The 19,626-nt window shown below is 56.7% G+C and carries 16 protein-coding genes and 1 pseudogene; 3 read left to right on the forward strand and 14 right to left on the reverse strand.

Translation table 11 applies throughout. The annotated features are described in order from the left end of the window. Positions 1-50: 50 nt before the first annotated feature. Positions 51-2,696, reverse strand: coding sequence for an aminopeptidase N (pepN, locus tag GNX18_RS07235; protein WP_166216570.1), 2,646 nt, complete (start codon positions 2,694-2,696; stop codon positions 51-53). A 114-nt stretch (positions 2,697-2,810) separates the two neighbouring features. Next, a complete protein-coding gene (gene ggt, locus GNX18_RS07240) occupies positions 2,811-4,508 on the reverse strand; it encodes a gamma-glutamyltransferase (RefSeq protein WP_166216573.1) in 1,698 nt (565 codons plus the stop codon). A gap of 132 nt (positions 4,509-4,640) precedes the next feature. Here ggt and GNX18_RS07245 point away from each other — a divergent pair, with 132 nt between their 5' ends. From GNX18_RS07245 to GNX18_RS07255, 3 genes are all read left to right on the forward strand, one after another. Further along, a complete protein-coding gene (locus GNX18_RS07245; RefSeq protein ID WP_166216575.1) occupies positions 4,641-7,787 on the forward strand; it encodes a YdbH domain-containing protein in 3,147 nt (1,048 codons plus the stop codon). 181 nt (positions 7,788-7,968) lie between these two features. Then, on the forward strand, positions 7,969-8,181 hold the full coding sequence (locus GNX18_RS07250) for a YnbE family lipoprotein (protein WP_240914281.1): 213 nt from the start codon (positions 7,969-7,971) through the stop codon (positions 8,179-8,181). A gap of 52 nt (positions 8,182-8,233) precedes the next feature. After that, complete coding sequence (locus GNX18_RS07255) at positions 8,234-8,578, forward strand: YdbL family protein (protein ID WP_240914282.1); 345 nt, start codon at positions 8,234-8,236, stop codon at positions 8,576-8,578. A gap of 95 nt (positions 8,579-8,673) precedes the next feature. Here the strand turns inward: GNX18_RS07255 and rpoS are convergent, their stop codons facing one another. The 12 genes and pseudogenes from rpoS to GNX18_RS07310 all read right to left on the reverse strand — a co-directional run bounded on the left by rpoS (position 8,674) and on the right by GNX18_RS07310 (position 19,536). Continuing rightward, positions 8,674-9,774, reverse strand: a complete 1,101-nt coding sequence (rpoS, locus tag GNX18_RS07260) for an RNA polymerase sigma factor RpoS (RefSeq protein WP_240914283.1) — start codon at positions 9,772-9,774, stop codon at positions 8,674-8,676. Positions 9,775-10,004: 230 nt separating this feature from the next. Next, on the reverse strand, positions 10,005-10,307 hold the full coding sequence (locus GNX18_RS19590) for a peptidoglycan DD-metalloendopeptidase family protein (RefSeq protein WP_240914347.1): 303 nt from the start codon (positions 10,305-10,307) through the stop codon (positions 10,005-10,007). A 270-nt stretch (positions 10,308-10,577) separates the two neighbouring features. Then, positions 10,578-10,838: pseudogene (locus GNX18_RS19595) on the reverse strand (LysM peptidoglycan-binding domain-containing protein); the annotation flags it as partial. Positions 10,839-11,057: 219 nt separating this feature from the next. After that, a complete protein-coding gene (locus GNX18_RS07270; protein ID WP_166216581.1) occupies positions 11,058-12,017 on the reverse strand; it encodes a DUF368 domain-containing protein in 960 nt (319 codons plus the stop codon). Further along, positions 12,017-12,688 (reverse strand): protein-L-isoaspartate(D-aspartate) O-methyltransferase, encoded by a 672-nt coding sequence (locus GNX18_RS07275; protein WP_171018909.1) that lies wholly within the window; start codon positions 12,686-12,688, stop codon positions 12,017-12,019. The genes GNX18_RS07270 and GNX18_RS07275 overlap by 1 nt, the downstream gene beginning before the upstream one ends. Positions 12,689-12,811: 123 nt before the next feature. Beyond that, positions 12,812-13,801: a tRNA pseudouridine(13) synthase TruD gene (gene truD, locus GNX18_RS07280; RefSeq protein WP_166216584.1), complete on the reverse strand. Its 990-nt coding sequence runs from the start codon at positions 13,799-13,801 to the stop codon at positions 12,812-12,814. Next, positions 13,798-14,292 carry a 2-C-methyl-D-erythritol 2,4-cyclodiphosphate synthase gene (gene ispF, locus GNX18_RS07285; protein WP_138234923.1) on the reverse strand — a complete coding sequence of 165 codons (495 nt, stop codon included), beginning with the start codon at positions 14,290-14,292 and terminating at the stop codon, positions 13,798-13,800. Before ispF ends, truD begins: the two co-directional genes overlap by 4 nt. After that, complete coding sequence (gene ispD / locus GNX18_RS07290) at positions 14,289-15,032, reverse strand: 2-C-methyl-D-erythritol 4-phosphate cytidylyltransferase (RefSeq protein WP_166216587.1); 744 nt, start codon at positions 15,030-15,032, stop codon at positions 14,289-14,291. Before ispD ends, ispF begins: the two co-directional genes overlap by 4 nt. Beyond that, the gene (locus GNX18_RS07295; RefSeq protein WP_138234925.1) at positions 15,029-15,340 is read right to left on the reverse strand and encodes a septum formation initiator family protein; all 312 of its coding nucleotides are present in this window, start codon (positions 15,338-15,340) and stop codon (positions 15,029-15,031) included. Before GNX18_RS07295 ends, ispD begins: the two co-directional genes overlap by 4 nt. 225 nt (positions 15,341-15,565) lie before the next feature. After that, a complete protein-coding gene (gene eno / locus GNX18_RS07300; RefSeq protein WP_166216590.1) occupies positions 15,566-16,852 on the reverse strand; it encodes a phosphopyruvate hydratase in 1,287 nt (428 codons plus the stop codon). A 118-nt stretch (positions 16,853-16,970) separates the two neighbouring features. Continuing rightward, positions 16,971-17,816 (reverse strand): 3-deoxy-8-phosphooctulonate synthase, encoded by an 846-nt coding sequence (kdsA, locus tag GNX18_RS07305; protein WP_166216593.1) that lies wholly within the window; start codon positions 17,814-17,816, stop codon positions 16,971-16,973. An 88-nt stretch (positions 17,817-17,904) separates the two neighbouring features. Then, positions 17,905-19,536 (reverse strand): CTP synthase, encoded by a 1,632-nt coding sequence (locus GNX18_RS07310; protein WP_138234928.1) that lies wholly within the window; start codon positions 19,534-19,536, stop codon positions 17,905-17,907. Positions 19,537-19,626 lie beyond the last annotated feature (90 nt).

Here is a 19,626-nt window from a genome sequence, read left to right on the forward strand (position 1 = left end):
GAAAAGAAAATAGTGATCCCTCATTGCCCCGTCTACGGCCGTATCCGAGATCAGTCCTGCCCGAGGCTTTTGCTGACTACTTCGTACAAATCAGAAGACAGTTTGCCACTGTCTGAAATACGCTGTAGTGCCACCCGAATCTGCCCGGATTCCTCGGCCCGGTATTTTCTCCAGCGTGTCAGAGGTGTGACCAGCCGCGCCGCAATTTGTGGATTGAGCTTATCCAGTGCGATGACCTGATCCGCCAGAAAATTGTAGCCACTCCCGTCTTCCCGATGGAACTGGGTGAAGTTGCGCATCGCAAACCCCGCGACTACGGCGCGCACCTTGTTGGGATTTTTCACGTCAAAAGCCGGGTGCGACATCAATTTCTGCACTCGTTCCAGTGCACCGAACTTCGCGCTGCCGCTTTGCAGCCCAAACCAGGTTTCCACCACCTGAGTATCCTGTTGCCACTGCTGATAAAACGTTTCCAGGAAGTTTTCTGATTGCTCTTCCGGACCGAACTCCACAAGGGCGGCAAGTGCGGCGGCGGTATCTGTCATGTTTTCTCCGCGCTCAAACTGCGTTTTCGCCAGTGTCAGGGAGTCGGCATTTCCGGCGGCACACAGATAGGTGAGGCAAGTATTCTTCAGACTACGCTCGGCAATATCTTCCGCCGCGGGGGTATAGGGTTTGCGCCGATCCAGCGCGCGATAACGGGCCAGGAACCGTGCTTCAAGTGCCTTTGCAATAGCGTCGCGGGCAAAGACGCGCACGGCGATGATGGCGGCCGCATCAATATCGCCCTCTTGCTCAGCCAGTTCCTGCGCGCTGGGAAGCGACAGCATCTTTGCGACCAACGCCGGGTCCAGTGTTACATCGTCCAGTACCGCGGCAAAACCTTCTATCAAAGTGTCCGGCGACTCCAATGCCGCACCCGCGCGATATTGTTGCTGCAGTTTGCACAGGCTATCCAATGCCAAACGCTGACAGGCATCCCAGCGATTGAACGGGTCTGAATCATGCCGCATCAGGAATTGCAGCTGTGCGCTCGAATAGCCATAGCGAAGTTTTACCGGTGCGGAGAATCCTCGCAGTAGTGATGGCAATGGACGCGAAGCAATACCATTGAAGGTAAACGTCTGCTCCGCTTCAGTGAGATGCAACACCATTTCTTCCCGGCCCGACGCATCGAGTGGTAGCGGGCTGCCACTTTCATCCAGAAGTCCAATCTTCACAGGAATATGCAGAGGTAACTTGTCATTCTGCCCCGGCGTTGCCGGAGTGTGTTGGCGAATTGTGAGTGAATACTCCCCATTCGCCTCGCTATAGGCATCTGTCACCTCAAGCACCGGCGTGCCTGCCTGGCTGTACCAACGGCGAAACTGTTTCAGATCCGCACTATTGGCATCTTCCATTGCCACCACAAAATCTTCACAGGTAACGGCACAGCCGTCATGGCGTTCAAAATAAAGATCGCTGCCACGCCGGAAAGCTTCCTCTCCAAGAAGCGTGTGGATCATCCGCACCACTTCGGCCCCTTTCTCGTACACTGTGAGTGTATAGAAATTGGAAATTTCCATATAGGAATCCGGCCGCACCGGATGGGACATGGGACCGGCGTCCTCGGCAAACTGGGAGGTGCGCAGCAGGATGACGTCTTCGATGCGCTTGACCGCCCGGGAATTCATGTCCGCAGAAAACTCCGCATCACGGAATACCGTAAAGCCCTCTTTCAAACTGAGCTGGAACCAGTCACGGCAGGTGACACGGTTCCCCGACCAATTGTGGAAATACTCGTGAGCAACAATGGCCTCAATTCTCTGAAAAGCGGCGTCGGTCGCGGTTTCCGGGCTGGCGAGCACACAAGCGGAATTGAAGATATTCAGCCCTTTGTTTTCCATTGCCCCCATATTGAAATGATCTACCGCGACGATCATGAAAATATCCAGATCGTATTCCCGACCGTAGACCTCTTCATCCCAGCGCATAGCGTGCTTGAGAGACGCCATCGCATGTGCACACTTGCCGATGTTGCGCGCCTCGGTAAACAGTTGCAGTTTCACTGTGCGGCCACTGCAGGTTGTGAAATGGTCTTCCACATGCTGTAAATCCCCCGCCACCAGTGCAAAAAGGTAAGAAGGTTTGGCAAACGGATCTTCCCAGGTCACCCGCAAGCGACCGTCCTCGGTGGTCGTGCTGTCGATCCTGTTGCCATTCGACAGCAGGACAGGGTATGTGGCGGGCGCGACAATCGTAGTAGTGAATATCGACATCACATCCGGCCGGTCTGGATAAAAGGTGATTTTCCGAAAGCCCTCGGCCTCGCACTGAGTGCAGTACATGCCATTGGAGAGATACAACCCCTCGAGTGAGGTATTGGCTTCCGGGGCAATGCGGGTCTGCACTTCCAATTCGAACGCCGCCCGGTCAACGCTCAATGCCAGTCCACCGGGTTTTTCCTGATAGCGCTGGGCCGGGAGAAGCTCGCCATCAACCGATACAGAAAGCAACTCCAGATCTGATCCATCGAGCCAGAGCGGCGGCAGAGTCTCCTCAGCGCGGGCCACAGCCGGATTGCGCCGGACCTTTAGACGGGACGTCACAAGGGTGGCATGGGGGTCGAGATCAAAGGTGAGGTCCGTGCGATCCACCAGATAATCCGGAGCCTGATAATCCTTCAGGTAAATCGTACGCGCTTGGGAATCTTTCATTGACTAAGGTCTCTTTCAAAAATTGGCCGGCCTTTTTCTATGGGCCCCCGTATAAATCGTAGCGAGCGGCCCTCCTTCACCAGGTGACGCGCAACAGGTTTCAAATGGGGTCCGTCAATAACCGGCAGCCTGCCCGTCTTTGCGGCTTTCAGACGCACCGTGATACACACCATTCGCGTCTTTCAGGATGGCCTGGTAACCGCCATAAGGGCCACTTTCAAAACGTATCTGATGGCCCATCTGCACCAGCTTGCGCCGCGTTTCCATGGGAAAGCCGTCTTCCAGGCTGAGATAGCCCCCATCCTCCATCAGTTCATCCGTGGGCTGGCTGGAACCCGTGTGCAGTATACGCGGCGCATCGCCCGCTTCCTGCACGTTCATGCCGAAATCCACCATGTTGATGATAACTTGCGCATGCATCTGCGGCTGGGTCGCACCGCCCATGACGCCAAAGCTGAGCCAGGGTTTGCCATCTTTGGTCACGAAGGCGGGGATGATGGTGTGGAACGGACGCTTCCCCGGCTGGTACTGATTGAAATGACCTTCTCTGAGGCTGAACATCTCCCCGCGGTCCTGCAGAATAAATCCCAGCTCTCCGGGAGTCATGCCAGAGCCCATCCCCCGGTAATTACTTTGGATCAGCGACACCATATTGCCGTCTTTATCGGCGGTAGTGAGGTAGATGGTATCGCCGTGACGCAGAGCCACGGTCCCGGCATCGTAACGTTTGGCGGCCCTTTCCGGGTTGATAAGCTTGCGACGTTTGTCGGCGTAGGATTTCGAGATGAGCTCTTTGACCGGCAGCGTATTGAATTCTGGGTCCGCATAGTATTTGGCGCGGTCTTCAAACGCGAGTTTCTTGGCCTCCGTGAACAGGTGGATATATTCGGGGCTGAGGCGCCCCAGCTTAGCCAGATCATAGTCCTCGAGAATATTGAGGATCTGTAATGCTGCAATGCCCTGGCCATTGGGCGGCAGCTCCCACACGTCGTAGCCACGGTAATTGGTCGACACCGGTTCCACCCACTCAGATTTGTGACTGGCCAGGTCGTCATAGGAGAGAAAACCTCCGTTGGCGTTCATATAGCGGTCGATTTCCCGTGCAATGTCCCCTTTGTAGAAGGCATCGCGTCCGTCATCTGCGATTTTCTGTAGCGTATTTGCCAGACGGGGATTGCGGAAAATTTCGCCTTCCCTGGGCGCGCGGCCGTCAGGCATATAGGTTTCGCGGAAGCCCGGGTATTTTTCCAATACAGGCACAGACCGGTTCCAGTAGTAGGCCACCAGCTGCGTTACCGGAAAGCCGCTGTTGGCATAATGAATGGCCGGCGCCAACAGGTCTTTCATTGGCAGCCGGCCGAACTTTCCATGCAGCTCGAACCAGCCATCCACCGCGCCCGGCACGGATACAGGTAGAGGACCATGGGAGGGGATCTTCTCAAGATTATTGTCGGCAAAATAACGGAATAACAGTGATTTCGGCGAGCGCCCGCTAGCATTCAAACCGTGGAGCTTTTTGTCTTCGGCACTCCACACAATGGCAAACAGATCACCACCAATGCCATTGCCAGTCGGTTCCATCAGCCCCTGCACCGCATTGGCGGCAATAGCGGCATCTACTGCGCTGCCGCCCTTCTTCAGGATATCCAGCGCCACCTGGGTCGCCAGCGGCTGGCTAGTGGCGGCCATTCCCCCGGTGGCCAGTACCGGTGAACGGCTGGCGAACCCCTCACCGTTGATGCGGTCATATGCTTGAACTCCCACAGCTACCGACAGGGTCCCCGCCAGGGAAATCGCGGTCACTGCCAACATTTTCCTCACCTGACTGGCTTTACCGCACAATACTGTCATCACGAATTTCACAATTTCTGCCCCTGTCGTTATTCTCACAAACAAGTCTCTACATTTGGTGGTGAATTCTCAAGTCGGTCAGCCGAGGTTTTTGTGCGTTTTGTCTCCCGCTCCCTGAAGATCGCTGCAATTGCCCTGGCGCTATTGCTACTGGCTGCTGCCGCCGGCTGGATGGCGAGACATTCATGGATACCGGGTGCACTGAACTGGCGGCTGGATGGGATGCGCGTTACGGTATTCCAAGGGCTGAGCCTTTCCCGTTCGGACCGCGGACTGGGCGCACATCTTGACCACCTGCGCCTTGTCACCTCGCGCGGGTACTTCATTGATGTGAGTGATATCCACGTCAGCCGGATTCCCGCCCTCATTCGCGCCCTGCTGAGTTCGAACACGCGCGTCTTGCCGGAAGCAGAAATATCGGTCGAACGCCTTGCGATCAAATCTCCCGAGCCAGTGGTCGATGCTCAGGAAAACGCTCTGCCGAAGTTCCCGCCGGAAAATCCAGCGTCGAGAGCGCCGCACGGAGCTGATGTATTCGCGAAAGATACGGAGGCAGCCACTGAAATTTCCGTAGACGAAGTACTCGATAACCTGCGCAATCTGCCAATTCGGAAACTGCAGATCCAAAAAATCCAGTGGCCGCAGAGATTAAATGGCGAACTTTCCTTTTCCGCCACCCAGTTCCCCGGACACACCATTGAGGGAGAGCTGCGCAGCGACCGCTGTAGAGCATGCCGCCTGGAGCTGAAAGTGCGTATCGAGGAGGCACTGACAAAGTCTGCCCTAAAACTCGACAACGGTGCCGTGACCGTGGGACAACTGGACACCCGCGTATATCGTCAAGGGCCGGTCAATAGCGAAAGTCCTTCACGCCGCTGGCGGTTGGAAGGCAGTCTCAATCTTGCTGCCGGTCAATTGCCTCCACTGTTCCAACAAGTCGGTTTATCCAGCCGTGAACGCGGAGACTGGCTCGACCTAGCGCACTCCCTGCAGGGGGAGGCGTCGCTTACCTTCAAAGGCGGGATCCCGGATCGACTTTCGAATGCAGGTGATCTGCGCGATATCAGCGCGGCGATTGAAACCCGAGCGTTTTCCGCGGTATTGCCCGAGGGACACGCCGGCCTGCCAGTGGCCGCGGAAGTAACGACGATAAAACCGGTCCACCTGCAAATACATTCTGCAGTACCCCTGTCCGTCGCTTCCATCAAAGGAGAGCTGCAGATTCGCACAACCATTCAACCGGCATCGGAAATGCCCGTAGCAGTGCCGCCGCTAGTAGACAGCAATATTGTATTGTCGACTCAAAACGGTATTCCCCAAGTCCTGTTTCGCGGCGAGACCCACCTTGATGAAGCATCCCGCCTTTGGAATACAGCGAGATGGCAACAAGTGCGCGAGCAGATTCCAGTGACAGATATGCGGGGCATTCAAACATTTACCGGAACCTTCTCGCTTCCCGGACTCAATGGAATACTCAGCGGATCTGATGCACCGAAGATCCATCAGTTTTTCGCGGAAATCCGGCTCAATGACAACGCGACGTTCCTGCTGGAGCCTCCAAGCCACAATAATCCGCTGGCAGCATTGGACTGGCAGAAACTGCGGCTAACGCTGAGCGGCAGCCAAGCGATAAAACTTTCTTCCGCGAAATTTCCCGGTGAAATGGATCTGGAATTCCCACAGCTTGAGCTGGCAGCCAAAGATCTAAGCAAACTGCAAGATGAAAAACAGGGAAGCCCCGAGCTCCGGGGAGAAGTCGGCAACCTGCGCTGCGCCGGATTACCTGCGGTCAACTGCACCCTGCAACTGAAAATGGCAACCCCACAGTTGAGGCTGCCGGACACAACGACCAGTGTTAGCAACCTAAACCTGACCGTCGCGGAAGCCCACCTTGCCTCAGGGCAGGATGGCTCATTTTCCATAGCCCTGAAAGACCTGAACCTGAGCGCCGATCAGGGACATTCGGGAGAAGTCAGTATAGGTAAACCGGAGGTGTTTACGCAGCAGGCCAAATGCCGGTGGCAGAATACGGCGATTTCCTGCAGCAGCCCACACCTTGCCATCAATCTCGACCCACTGCACAGTGGCGACAATCAATTGCGTGGCGTTGTGTTTCTCGAAGACTTGCTCATTGTCCATTCCGGCGACAAACCTGGAGATTTTCAAGCTGCTGCCAGCTTCCATGCTGACAACCTGAATGTCTCCATACTGAAGCAATATAAGGCCGGGTTTTCCGCACGTGGGAAATGGCAGATTGCCAATCAGGAGATCACCGGCAGCAGCGATATTTCAGGTGGGCCGCTCGCACTGGTCACCAAATGGCAGCACAGCCTGAAATCGGGACAAGGCACGCTGATGCTCGCCCTTCCGCAAGTCGAATTTACACCCACGAATCCCCTGAGCCGCGCTGTAAGCGGGCTACCTGTGGATATTGTCGGCGGCAAGCTGCAGGCGGACGCCAGAATTCACTGGCCGGAATCGGGGAAGAGTCAGTTCCAGCTGGGATTCATTGACACTGCCTTCCAGTACAACGACAGCTTCGCCGTAGGCGTCAACACCGAGATCGCCCTGCAGCAGAACGATGGAAACTGGGTAACAATAAAGCCAGTCCCAGTCTCCGTGAAATCGGTAGACACAGGGATTGCCGTCACCAATGTGAATTTTTTACTGTCACTGGCCGAAAATGGCGACCTCACCCTCCGGAACATCTCCGCCGAGCTTCTGGAAGGCGCGCTAACCGCCGAAAACCTCTACTGGAACCTAAGCGGTGAGGAGCGACATTCCCACCTGCAGTTCACTGGCCTCTCGCTTGGCGCCCTGGCAAAGGAAATGGAGTCCACCAACTTCGCCGCCAGTGGCCTGATCGACGCAAGTATTCCCATCACTACCGACCGTCAGGGCGTCACTGTGGACAACGGCACCGTGCAGTCCCGTCCGCCCGGGGGCAGGTTGCGCTACTACGGGGCCTTTTCGCCCGGTATGCTCGGCAGTAACCCCCAGTTGAAACTGCTTGCCGGTGCTCTGGAAGATTACAATTACCGGGATATTTCTGGCACCATGAGCTACCCGTTGAGCGGAGATCTGCAGCTGAACCTGAAGCTGACCGGACGCAGTGCCGCCATTGATGCCAACCGGGATCTGATCATCAACCTGAATCTGGAAAACAATATCCCGTCCATGCTGCGATCCCTGCAGGCGAGTAGAGATGTTACCGATGTACTGGAGCGCCAGGTGCAGTAAGCTGGCCTGAGTTCCGTTTTAACCTCGGTTTATACGGCGATCCGTTGCCGTTCAGTTACGCCCCTATTCAGCTGCGGTTAATGGACAAGATCTATAGTAAACATCAATAGCTCCCAGGTGACGCGGCTTCGCCGCATTGCTACTTACAAACCTGTAAACCTGAGAGACACAGGAGTATTCAGTGAAACAGCCAGGAATTGTCAAACAGACCGCGGTATGCCTCGCACTGTTGTGCGGGTGCGCCTTGATGGCCGCCTGCACCCCGACGGTAGCAGTACAGGCCCCCAGTGAGCCGATCACCGTCAACCTGAACGTCAAGATCGAACACGAAATCCGCGTCAGAGTCGACAAGGAGCTCGATGACCTGTTTGAAGACAAGGAGGGGATTTTCTGATGCCAACCGGCAACAGAGCCGTTCACCCCAAATGAGAAAAGGAAAACAGACTATGCCCGCATTCGTATCCATGAAAAAACTGTTGAATGGCCTACTCGCGGTGACCCTGCTGATCGCCCTGCCGGCCAGCGCCATCACTCTGGACCAGGCACGCTCCCAGGGACTGGTTGGCGAAGCAAACAGCGGTTATATCGCCGTCGTGCAAGGCAGTACACCAGAACTCGAAAAACTGGTGGCGGAAGTGAACAACAAGCGCAAGCAGGAATACGCGGCCATTGCTCAGCGCAACAACATCGACATAGCCCAAGTGGCTGCCCGCGCAGCGGAGAAACTGGAATCCCGCCTCGGCAAAGGCGAGTTTTACCAGGACAACCTCGGTCGCTGGCAGCAGAAATAACTGCCTCCCCAAAAAACAGAACCCGCAACAAAGGTTGCGGGTTCTGGTGGGGGATCGTCGCAAGAAAGGACCTTCAATCCATTCCCGCGAACGAATCAGAGATTGGCAAAAAGTGACATACCGTCAAGCCCCTGGCTCTCCATGACTTCGCGCAGACGCTTGAGCGCGTCTACCTGTATCTGACGCACACGTTCACGGGTGAGACCGATTTCACGACCGACTTCTTCCAGAGTGCTGGCCTCGTATCCTCGCAGACCAAAGCGGCGGGACACCACTTCACACTGCTTGTCCGGCAGTTCACCCAACCAGCGGTTGATACTTTCGAACAGATCCTCATCCTGCAACAGTTCCGCAGGATCGGATTCATGCTGATCGGGAATGGTATCCACCAGGGTTTTTTCAGACGATGGGCCGATGGGGGTATCCACCGAAGTGATACGCTCATTGAGGCCGAGCATACGCTCAACGTCTTCCACCGGTTTTTCCAGCAGATTGGCAATTTCTTCCGCAGACGGCTCGTGATCGAGCTTCTGTGCCAGTTCGCGGGAAGCACGAAGGTAAACATTGAGTTCTTTAACCACATGAATGGGCAGACGGATGGTGCGCGTCTGATTCATGATGGCCCGTTCGATAGTCTGTCGGATCCACCAGGTGGCGTAGGTAGAGAAACGGAAGCCGCGCTCCGGATCAAACTTTTCTACCGCGCGAATCAGACCCAGGTTGCCTTCCTCAATCAGATCCAGCAACGCCAGGCCACGACTTACATAGCGTCGGGCGATTTTCACTACGAGACGCAGGTTACTTTCGATCATACGCTTGCGCGCGGCGACGTCACCGCGCAGCGCCTTGCGTGCGTAGTAAACTTCTTCTTCCGCGGTCAGCAGAGGAGAAAAACCGATTTCGTTGAGATACAGCTGGGTAGCGTCGAGGTTTTTGTTTGCGTGGGTATCATCCATCCGGCGGATGGTGGTTTTTGGTGATGTGCTTTTTGTTGTAGATCTAGGTGAGATGGTTTCGGAGCTTTTCTTGGCCGCCTTTCTCCGTGGGCGGCTGGTCTCTACTTCTTCATCTTCTGATAAGGAATCGTCTTCATCCAATTCCAGAGAGTCATCATAGGAATCGTCATTGTCCATTGAGTCGATTGAGAGATCGGCTCTGGCATCGTATTCCAGATGTTCACGACGTTGTGCTTCCATTTCCCCAACTCCTTGTACTTTGCCTGTTTCAGCCGCCTCGACAGTTCGCGATCGCTGAACCGGTCGCTGTCAGATGCGACAGCCTCCGTTCCCGGCAACCCGCCTTCATTGGCGAGCAGTGTCACTGCAGGGCAGTTAATGCCGATCCCGGTGACTACCTCAAGTGGTTATAAAATAAAAGTCCATTTTTATTGCGCAACAGCGTAAAGACACGCAGATCATTGCGTCGGCTAAGGCAGGTAGGCCATGGGGTCTACCGGCTGACCATTGCGGCGAATTTCGAAGTGGAGCATATCGCGGTCGGTACCACTCGACCCCAGATCCGCTATCCTTTGCCCCGCCTTCACCCTCGCACCCTCGCCCACAAGGAGTTTGTCGTTGTGGGCGTAAGCACTGAGAAATTCCTCACTGTGCTTGATGATCAGAAGCTTACCGTAACCTCTCAGTGCGCTTCCGGCGTAAATCACTGTGCCATCCGCTGCTGCCAGAACAGATTCCCCCTTTTTACCCGCGATATCAACTCCCTTTCGCAAGGGGTCTCCGTGCCGGTACGTGGCCAGCACCCTGCCACGTACCGGCCACTGCCAATTTATGTCAGATTTGTGTCTGGCCGAATTTGACGATTTTTTAGTGGTTGCCGGAGGGGGTTTACGAGCCCTGGTTGCGACCTTTTTGGCCGGGGGTTGTGGTCTTTCTGCGACCGCAACCGCCTTGGTGGCCACTTGCGCGGGCGCACGCCCGGCGAGCTGCAGACGTTGGCCAGGGAATATCCGATAGGGCGAAGGGATGCCATTGATCGCAGCTAACTCTTTGAAATCTCTACCATATCTCCAGGCAATGGAATACAGGGTTTCACCTCGGCTGACCGTATGGTGCTTGATTTTATGACTGGGTGGCTGTTGGAGGGTCGAGGTGGGAGCCAGATTACTGGAACAGGACGCGGCGCACACACAGAGTGTGAGAACCCCAAAAGCCCTGCGCAGGGAATAGTAAAATTGGCACAATTTACCTTCTGCGAATTCAGAATTTACGCTGCTGAACTGTCGATAATTGCGCCGTTTCATTATTCTCTTTTTACATCAAAGGTGTGCATTTATGGAAAAAGTGTCTAAAAAATATCGTGGGTTTCGCATCACCGAGAGGCAAAAAAAACCGGTCTGATTCGCAGCTGGCCAACACCGCCCTTCAACGTGGCCCCCTGCTGTCGCAAGTCCCCCAAATCACCCGTAATACGTCAGAAATTATCCGGTAGTCTTCCGCCCCATCCGACTGTAATCCCCAACTTATTTTTCCTGTACGACATTTCCTACATGACGCAAACTCAGCCACTCAACAGCGAGCACCAGAATCACTGCTGCCATCATTGCGGCCACGGCTCCCAGAAAATAGGACGGATGGCCGGATGCACTGGCAAATTCTGCCGGTAAAACGTTGGACATCATCGGCGCGAGTTTATCTCCATCGAGCCCGACCATTTCACTGGTTGCCAACTTCCACGGCCAGACAATTTTCAGGCTGCCAAGCAAAATGCCCACTAGAAATGACAATGTCACCGACGGGAACCGATGCATCAACCAGGAGAGCAGACGGCTGAATAGCAGCAGACCACTTCCCGCACCGGCGGCGAACCACACAAGCGCGCTCAATTGGAATTGATGTACCGCCGCAATCACTTGCGGATAGATGCCAATCATCAGCAAGATAAAGGAGCCCGAGATGCCGGGCAGGATCATGGCGCAAATCGCCAAAGCACCGGAAAAAAACAGGGTGGCCGGCGTGGCGGTAATTTCCGTGGGGCGCATTTCACTCACGAGAATCGCGAGCGCAACCCCCAGAATCAGCGCCCCCCAGCATTGCCAGGTCCATCGGCTAACACGCCGTGCAATTGGCACTACCGACGCGAGAATCAAGCCAAAGAAAAACGCCCAGACCACAATGGGGTAGTTATGTAGTAGAAAGCTGATTAACTTGGCGAGACTGAAAATACTGGTGAGAATGCCCGCAAACAATGCCAGTAAAAAATTACCGTTGATTTGACGCCAGGCTGCAGCAATACCGTCTTTAACAAGGATGGCGAGCGTATGTGGTCCGATACGACTCAACGAATCCAACAGCTCCTGATAGATTCCCGTAATAAATGCGATGGTGCCGCCAGATACACCGGGCACGACATCTGCGGCACCCATGGCGATACCGCGCGCCGCCACGCCCCAGTATCGGCTGCGAAAAAACATCTGTGACATCAACGCACGACTCCGCTTAACAGGGGAACGAAGCGCACCGGCTCCGCCTTTTCCACATCAAAGCGGCTGCCGTCTTCACTGCGGGTAACGATGGTAAGAAACTGGCTGTCGCTACCCACAGGAATGACCAGAACTCCTCCTGGAGCCAATTGCTCCCGGAGTTCATCGGGTACGCTGGCTGGTGCCGCGGCACAGAGGATGGCATCAAAAGGAGCCTGCTCCGGCCAGCCGAAACCACCATTACTCAAACGCATCTCCACGTTGAAAATCCCCAGTTCCCGCATCCGCTGCCGCGCCTTGGTGAGCAGCGGCTCGATTCGCTCGACGGAATACAGCTTATCGACCAGGCGGGCGAGAATCGCGGTCTGGTACCCGGACCCCGCACCCACTTCCAGCACTCGAGCCCGGGAGCGCGCGCGGCTGATCAGCAATTCCGTCATGCGGGCAACGATATAAGGCTGGGAAATGGTCTGACCGTAACCGATGGGTAGCGCGGTGTCTTCATAGGCGCGCAGCGCCAGCGCCTCATCAAGAAACAGATGTCGGGGGGTGGATGCCATGACATCCAGCACCTCCTCACTGCGAATACCTTCCTCCCGTAAACGCTGAATCAGGCGGTTGCGGGTGCGCTGGGATGTCATTCCCAGGCCTTCGTGTCTCAAACGATCCATAAGGACGCATTATCTCCCTGCAAGCAATTCGCCGGAGCACTATTTCCAAGGTACCTAAACCCCTAGGATATCCAGCGACTGGCCGGAGTCACAGATGCGCCACCGGTCACACTTTGTTGTCGTTTATTTTATTGCGCGGTCGGACCGATTGGCCAGTTCAGCCACCTCGCGCAGGACCGCCGTAGCGAAAGTACCTGGCGGCAGGGCAAAAGCCAACGTCAGGTCATCCCCCTGCCACTGGAACTGGAAGCCCTGCGGCTGCAGCACCAAAGACCGACGCTCCTGGCTGAGACCGCAGTGTTCCAACCAATCACACCAGGACCGCCAGGGCTGCATCGCGGCACTTTCCAGATCCAGCTGAGTACCAACGGCCAGATTGCGGCCTCGCCCCCACAGCGGTCCGCTGGCGACGGGTTCCGGTTCACCTTCAAGCTGAACCTGCCAGTTGCCCTGCTCCACCCTCCGCGCCAGAACCTGATTGAACAGCCAGCTGCGGGCAGCGGACATGGCGAATGCCTTCTGACTGCGTGGTATACGCCTGCGCTTGCCCGCCCCCTGCTCCGCCAACATCGCCTCTACCAGATCCAGGTTGCCGCCATTGTGGCCAAAGCGCTGTTCGCCGAAATAGTTCGGCACGCCCTCCGCAATCCGCCCCAACACCGCCTCTGCCGCGGCGCGGTCCCCTTCTGCGTTGCGAAGACGAATCTGAAAACGGTTGCCCAGATGTTCGCCGCGGCGCAGCTTGCGCTGGCCGCGGAAGTGCTGCAGCAACTGGACTTCTGCATTTTCAAGCTGCTTCCAGTCTGGTTCCGGCTTCTGCGCCAACCACACACTGAACCACTGAGTGGTAACAGCATGCCGGTCCTTGAGCCCGAAAAACCCTACATCATTGCTGTGTACTCCAGCCAGCTGCGCCAGCTGTTGGGCGACAAAGCCGGTGTTGGCGCCGCGTTTGCGGATGTGCAGATAAACGTGTTCGCCATCTCCCTGCTGCGGCGCGGCGAGTTCGTCTACCACAAAGTCTTCAGGTTCGGTGCGAAAGTCCGCCCGAATAGCGGTGCCACCCAGCGCGCGGGGCCAATCGAGATTCCATGTCGGCTCATGTTCGCTCACGGGGCACTTCCTGCGGCTCGGTCCAGCAGCACCACCGCTTGTGCGGCAATCCCTTCTTTGCGACCTGTGAAGCCGAGTTTTTCACTAGTAGTCGCCTTGACGCTGATGGCATCGGTACTCACCTGGCAGTCTGCAGCAATGTTTGCGCGCATGGCGTTGATGTGCGGTGCCATCTTGGGAGCCTGCGCGATCAGGGTCGCGTCGGCGTTGACCAGGCGGTAACCACGCTGGTGAATCAACCCCATCACATGGCGCAACAGCACGCGGCTGTCGGCACCGGAATAGGCATCGTCGGTGTCGGGAAAGTGCTGGCCGATATCCCCGAGAGCGAGGGCGCCAAGCAGTGCATCTGCCAGTGCGTGCAGCAGCACGTCACCATCGGAGTGCGCGACAAGGCCTTGTTCGTGGGGGATGGTGACGCCGCCGAGCACGACGCAATCGCCTGGGCCGAAGGCGTGCACATCAATGCCCTGGCCGATTCTGAGGTTCATAGGTTGTTTTCCAAAGAAGATTCGACGGCCCGGTGTTGCAGCAGGGCCTCCGCCAGCAGTAGGTCGGCGGGATGAGTGATTTTGAAGTTGCTGCGGCAGGCAGCTACCAGTTCAGGATGGAAGCCTGCCCGTTCAAGGGCGCTGGCCTCATCGGTGATGGCCGTGGAATTTTCCGCGAGCCCCTGCAGCAGCGTTTCACGCAATTTGCCGAGCGGTGCTTTCTGTGGCGTCTGCGCGAGCCAGATCTGGTCTCTCGGCAGGGTTTCCCGCACTTCTGTTTTACCGCCGCGCGTTTGAGAAAGTTTGACGGTGTCGCTCGCGGGTTGGGCGAGCAGGGCCATGGGTGCAGCGGCAAGCAGTTTTCGTATATCGGCGACACTGACCAGAGGCCTGGCGGCATCGTGGACGAGAATGGAGGTTTCCGGCGCTTCGCGCTCGCTCAGGTAGTCGAGGGCGGCGAGTACGGAGTCTGCGCGTTCGGCACCGCCGGTAACGGTCTGGATTCTGGCATCCTGCGCGCAGCGGAGTGTTGCAAATTCTGTATCGTCGGCGGCAATGGCAACGACGATGCCCTTAAGCCCGGGCCAGTGGAGTATGTTTTCCAGGGTGTGGGCAATGAGGGGCTTGCCGCTCAACGGCAGATACTGCTTGGGTTTGTCTGCGCCCATACGTTTGCCGGCGCCGGCGGCGGGGACGATGACCCAGTAGGAGGTTTCAACCGGGTTTACTGCAGTGGTCATTCTTTTTCCCGCGGTGACTGCTCAGGATTTTTTTTGTCCTGATCGAGAAAAATAAACAGGGTTTCGCCTTCTTTGATGAGGCCGAGGTCGTAGCGGGCTTTGGCTTCTACGCCGTCAGTGCCTTCTTTGAGGCTGCGGACTTCCCGCAGGAGTTGGCGGTTCTCGCGCTCGAGCGCAGAGTTTTTCTTCTGCTGATCATCAAGCTGCCGTTCCAGTCTGGTCACGTCCGCGAAACTGCCCTCGCCAACCCAGAGTCGGTATTGGGTAACCAGCAGCATTGCGGTGAGGATTGCCAGCAGCCATTTCATTTTGTGTGTTCTCTCTGGCCTTTGTTTGTACTGCGCACGGGATGAGGTCCGTGGCGGCGCAGCTACCGATGGCCCTTCCCGGGACACGCCGTGAACCCTTCCATGGGGGCTCTTCCGCGACATCCCTGTCGCAGAAGGTCCCGGGAAGGGCCATCGGTATCAGCGCCTTCGCTTCGGAGACTTAGCTACGAAGCGAGTTTCAGCCAGTTTACTCGGCCTGCCGAATTACTTGAACTCAGCGATGCCGCGGTAAGGCGCTTTGCCTTCCAGCTCGGCTTCGATGCGCAGCAGACGGTTGTACTTGGCAACGCGATCGGAGCGGCACAGGGAGCCGGTTTTGATCTGGCCGGCGGCGGTGGCAACAGCGAGGTCGGCAATGGTGGTGTCTTCGGTTTCACCAGAGCGGTGGGAGATGACCGCGGTGTAGCCGGCGTCTTTGGCCATTTTGATCGCGTCCAGGGTCTCGCTCAGGGAGCCGATCTGGTTGAACTTGATCAGGATGGAGTTGCCGATACCCTTTTCGATACCTTCTTTCAGGATCTTGGTGTTGGTGACGAACAGATCGTCGCCCACCAGCTGTACCTTGCTACCGATTTTGTCGGTGAGCACTTTCCAGCCGTCCCAGTCGCTTTCGTCCATACCGTCTTCGATGGAAATGATCGGGTAGGTTTCGGACAGTTGTGCCAGGTAATCGGCGAAACCGGCGCTGTCGAATTCCTTGCCTTCGCCGGCGAGTACGTACTTACCACCTTTGTAGAATTCGGAGGAGGCGCAGTCGAGGGCGAGGGTGATGTCGTCGCCCAGTTTGTAGCCGGCGGCTTCAACGGCTTCGGCGATGACTTTCAGGGCGCCTTCGTTGGACGGCAGGTTGGGGGCAAAGCCACCTTCGTCGCCGACGGCAGTATTGAGGCCCTGGGCAGACAGGACTTTTTTCAGGGAGTGGAAGATCTCGGCACCCTGGCGCAGGGCTTCGGCGAAGGTTTTGGCCTTAACCGGCTGGATCATGAATTCCTGGATGTCGACGTTGTTGTCGGCGTGCTCACCGCCGTTGATGATGTTCATCATCGGCACCGGCAGGGTGTACTGGCCTGGAGTACCGTTGATCTCGGCGATGTGCTGGTACAGGGGGATGCCCTTGGAAATTGCAGCGGCTTTGGCGGCAGCCAGGGAAACAGCCAGGATAGCGTTTGCACCCAGTTTGGATTTGTTGTCGGTACCGTCGGCGTCGATCATGGCCTGGTCGAGGGCGCGTTGATCGGTTGCGTCCATGCCCACCAGCAGCTTGGCGATTTCGCCGTTGATGTTTTCAACCGCTTTCAGTACGCCTTTGCCCAGGTAACGGCTCTTGTCGCCGTCGCGCAGTTCAAGGGCTTCGCGGGAGCCGGTGGAAGCGCCAGACGGTGCGCAGGCAGAACCTACCGCGCCGCACTCGAGAATCACATCGGCGTTAACGGTGGGGTTACCGCGGCTATCCAATACTTCAAATGCTTTAACAGCAACAATCTTGCTCATGTTTACAACGGGCTCCTTGTTTTTCGGGAATTGGTTAATCGGGAAAACAGGTCTGTGAGGTTTGGGTTTGGTGGCACATTTTCTGCGCCACTCATTTTGTCGTTATTCGGTTTCCGTTTTACTTGGTGTCGAGGTGTTCGAAACTCTTCACCACATCATCCACGGCTTTCATCTGCGCCAGGAAGGGTTCCAGCTTTTCCAGAGGCAAAGCACTGGGACCGTCGCACAGAGCCTTGTCCGGATTCGGGTGCGATTCCAGGAACAGCCCCGCGATGCCGATCGCAAGGCCTGCGCGGGCGAGTTCGGTAACCTGGCTGCGACGGCCACCGGAAGCGGCACCACCCGGATCGCGCATCTGCAGTGAATGGGTTACGTCAAAAATCAACGGTGCGCCGCCGGTGGCATCAATCATGGTTCGGAAGCCGAGCATGTCAACCACCAGATTGTCGTAACCGAAGCAGGCACCCCGCTCACACAGAATGATATTTTCGTTGCCGCCCTCGGCGAACTTCTCCACCACATTCTTCATTTGTGGCGGGCTCATGAACTGGGGCTTTTTCACATTGATCACGGCCCCGGTAGCCGCCATCGCGGCGACCAGATCGGTCTGGCGGGCGAGAAATGCGGGCAACTGGATCACGTCAACGACTTCCGCAACGGGCGCCGCCTGGTGCGGCTCATGGACGTCAGTGATCAGGGGGATACCGAAGGTTTTTTTGATTTCAGCGAAAATCTTCAGCCCCTCTTCCATGCCGGGGCCGCGATAGCTGTGAATGGAGGAGCGATTGGCCTTATCGAACGATGCCTTGAATACATAGGGTATACCGAGCTTGTCCGTCACCGTGGCATAGTGCTCTGCAACCCGCATGGCCATGTCGCGGGATTCCAGCACATTCATGCCGCCAAAAAGGGTAAACGGATTGTCATTCGCAACCTGCAGGTTGCCCACCTGGATGGTTTTCATCGCTTTCAATATCCTTATCGCGCCTCCCGTGAGAGGCGCAGGTATTCAATTTCTCAGTGCCGACGGACTGAATGCATCCCGGCGAAATTTATTTCGCCTGACTGTGCTTCAGTGCCGCAGCCACGAAACTCTCGAACAGCGGGTGGCCGTCGCGAGGCGTAGAGGTGAATTCCGGATGGAACTGACATGCGACGAACCAGTCGTGCTCCGGCAGTTCGACCATTTCCACCAGGGTATCATCCGCGGACCAGCCACCGATTTTGAGACCGGCTTTCTGCAGGCGGTCAACGTAGTTGTTGTTCACTTCGTAGCGGTGACGGTGGCGCTCGACAATAACATCCTGGCCGTAAATCTCGCGGGCTTTGGAGTCTTTCTCCAGCCGGCACTCCTGGCCACCAAGACGCATGGTACCGCCGAGATCGGACTTCTCATCGCGTGTCTCAACCTTGCCGTCGCTGTCGATCCACTCGGTAATCAGGCCGATCACCGGGTGCGGGGTTTTGACATTGAATTCGGTGCTGTTGGCGCCTTCAAGGCCCAGCACATTGCGCGCGTACTCAATCACTACCGATTGCAGACCGAGACAGATGCCGAGGAACGGAATATTGTTCTCGCGGGCATAGCGCACGGATTCCAGCTTGCCTTCCAGGCCGCGCTCGCCAAAGCCGCCGGGCACCAGAATAGCGTCGGCACCCTTGATCAGGTCGAGACCATTTTCCGCTTCCACGTCTTCGGCATTGATGAAGTCGATGTTCACCCGGGTGCGGTTCTTGATACCCGCATGCACCAGGGATTCAATCAGGGATTTGTACGCGTCCAGCAGTTCCATGTACTTGCCGACCATGGCGATCTTGATTTCGTGATCAGGGTTCAGCTTGCCGTCGACCACCGCGTCCCACTCGGACAGGTCCGGCGCCTGACATTCCAGCTGCAGCTTTTCGACAACAATGTCGTCGAGACCGTACTCGTGCAGCATACGCGGCACGCCGTAAATGGTTTTGGCATCGGGCAGCGGCACCACCGCGCGCTCTTCCACGTTGGTGAACAGCGCGATCTTGCGACGGGAATCGTCGTCGATGGCGCGCTCGGAACGGCACAACAGGATATCCGGCTGCAGACCGATGGAGCGCAGCTCTTTTACGGAGTGCTGGGTCGGCTTGGTTTTGGTTTCACCGGCAGTGGCGATATAGGGCACATAGCTCAGGTGCATCAGCAGGGTGCGATTACTGCCCATTTCCACGCGCAGCTGGCGCACGGCTTCCAGGAACGGCTGGGATTCGATATCGCCCACGGTACCGCCGATCTCGACGATAGCCACGTCCATATCGCGGCCGCCTTCGATGACACGGCGCTTGATCTCGTCGGTAATGTGCGGGATCACCTGCACGGTGCCGCCCAGGTAGTCACCGCGGCGCTCTTTGCGCAGCACGGTTTCGTACACCCGACCGGTGGTGAAGTTGTTGCGCTTGGACATGCGAGTGCGGATGAAGCGCTCGTAGTGGCCCAGATCCAGATCCGTCTCGGCGCCATCTTCGGTTACGTAAACCTCACCGTGCTGGAAAGGGCTCATGGTGCCCGGGTCTACGTTGATGTAGGGGTCTAGCTTCAGGATCGTGACCTTGAGACCACGGGCCTCGAGAATAGCGGCCAGAGAGGCGGAGGCGATACCTTTCCCCAACGAGGAAACCACGCCGCCAGTGACAAAAATGTAGCGCGTCATGCAAAACCTTGGTCAGTTGAATGCCCGACGGGTTCGGGCGTGCGGGACTGGCTCGGGGGGCGCAGCCTCGCGCAACCCGGTGCCATTGAG

It is taken from the genome of Microbulbifer sp. SH-1 (genome assembly GCF_011326135.1).
Taxonomy (GTDB): domain Bacteria; phylum Pseudomonadota; class Gammaproteobacteria; order Pseudomonadales; family Cellvibrionaceae; genus Microbulbifer; species Microbulbifer harenosus.

What these genes read in the sequence shown, in the direction of transcription:
- pepN (WP_166216570.1), bottom strand. Translation starts at nt 2,696, where the DNA reads ATGAAAGATTCCCAAGCGCGTACGATTTACCTGAAGGATTATCAGGCT.
- ggt (WP_166216573.1), bottom strand. Translation starts at nt 4,508, where the DNA reads ATGTTGGCAGTGACCGCGATTTCCCTGGCGGGGACCCTGTCGGTAGCT.
- GNX18_RS07255 (WP_240914282.1), top strand. Translation starts at nt 8,234, where the DNA reads ATGCCCGCATTCGTATCCATGAAAAAACTGTTGAATGGCCTACTCGCG.
- rpoS (WP_240914283.1), bottom strand. Translation starts at nt 9,774, where the DNA reads ATGGAAGCACAACGTCGTGAACATCTGGAATACGATGCCAGAGCCGAT.
- GNX18_RS07270 (WP_166216581.1), bottom strand. Translation starts at nt 12,017, where the DNA reads ATGTCACAGATGTTTTTTCGCAGCCGATACTGGGGCGTGGCGGCGCGC.
- GNX18_RS07275 (WP_171018909.1), bottom strand. Translation starts at nt 12,688, where the DNA reads ATGGATCGTTTGAGACACGAAGGCCTGGGAATGACATCCCAGCGCACC.
- ispF (WP_138234923.1), bottom strand. Translation starts at nt 14,292, where the DNA reads ATGAACCTCAGAATCGGCCAGGGCATTGATGTGCACGCCTTCGGCCCA.
- ispD (WP_166216587.1), bottom strand. Translation starts at nt 15,032, where the DNA reads ATGACCACTGCAGTAAACCCGGTTGAAACCTCCTACTGGGTCATCGTC.
- GNX18_RS07295 (WP_138234925.1), bottom strand. Translation starts at nt 15,340, where the DNA reads ATGAAATGGCTGCTGGCAATCCTCACCGCAATGCTGCTGGTTACCCAA.
- eno (WP_166216590.1), bottom strand. Translation starts at nt 16,852, where the DNA reads ATGAGCAAGATTGTTGCTGTTAAAGCATTTGAAGTATTGGATAGCCGC.
- kdsA (WP_166216593.1), bottom strand. Translation starts at nt 17,816, where the DNA reads ATGAAAACCATCCAGGTGGGCAACCTGCAGGTTGCGAATGACAATCCG.
- GNX18_RS07310 (WP_138234928.1), bottom strand. Translation starts at nt 19,536, where the DNA reads ATGACGCGCTACATTTTTGTCACTGGCGGCGTGGTTTCCTCGTTGGGG.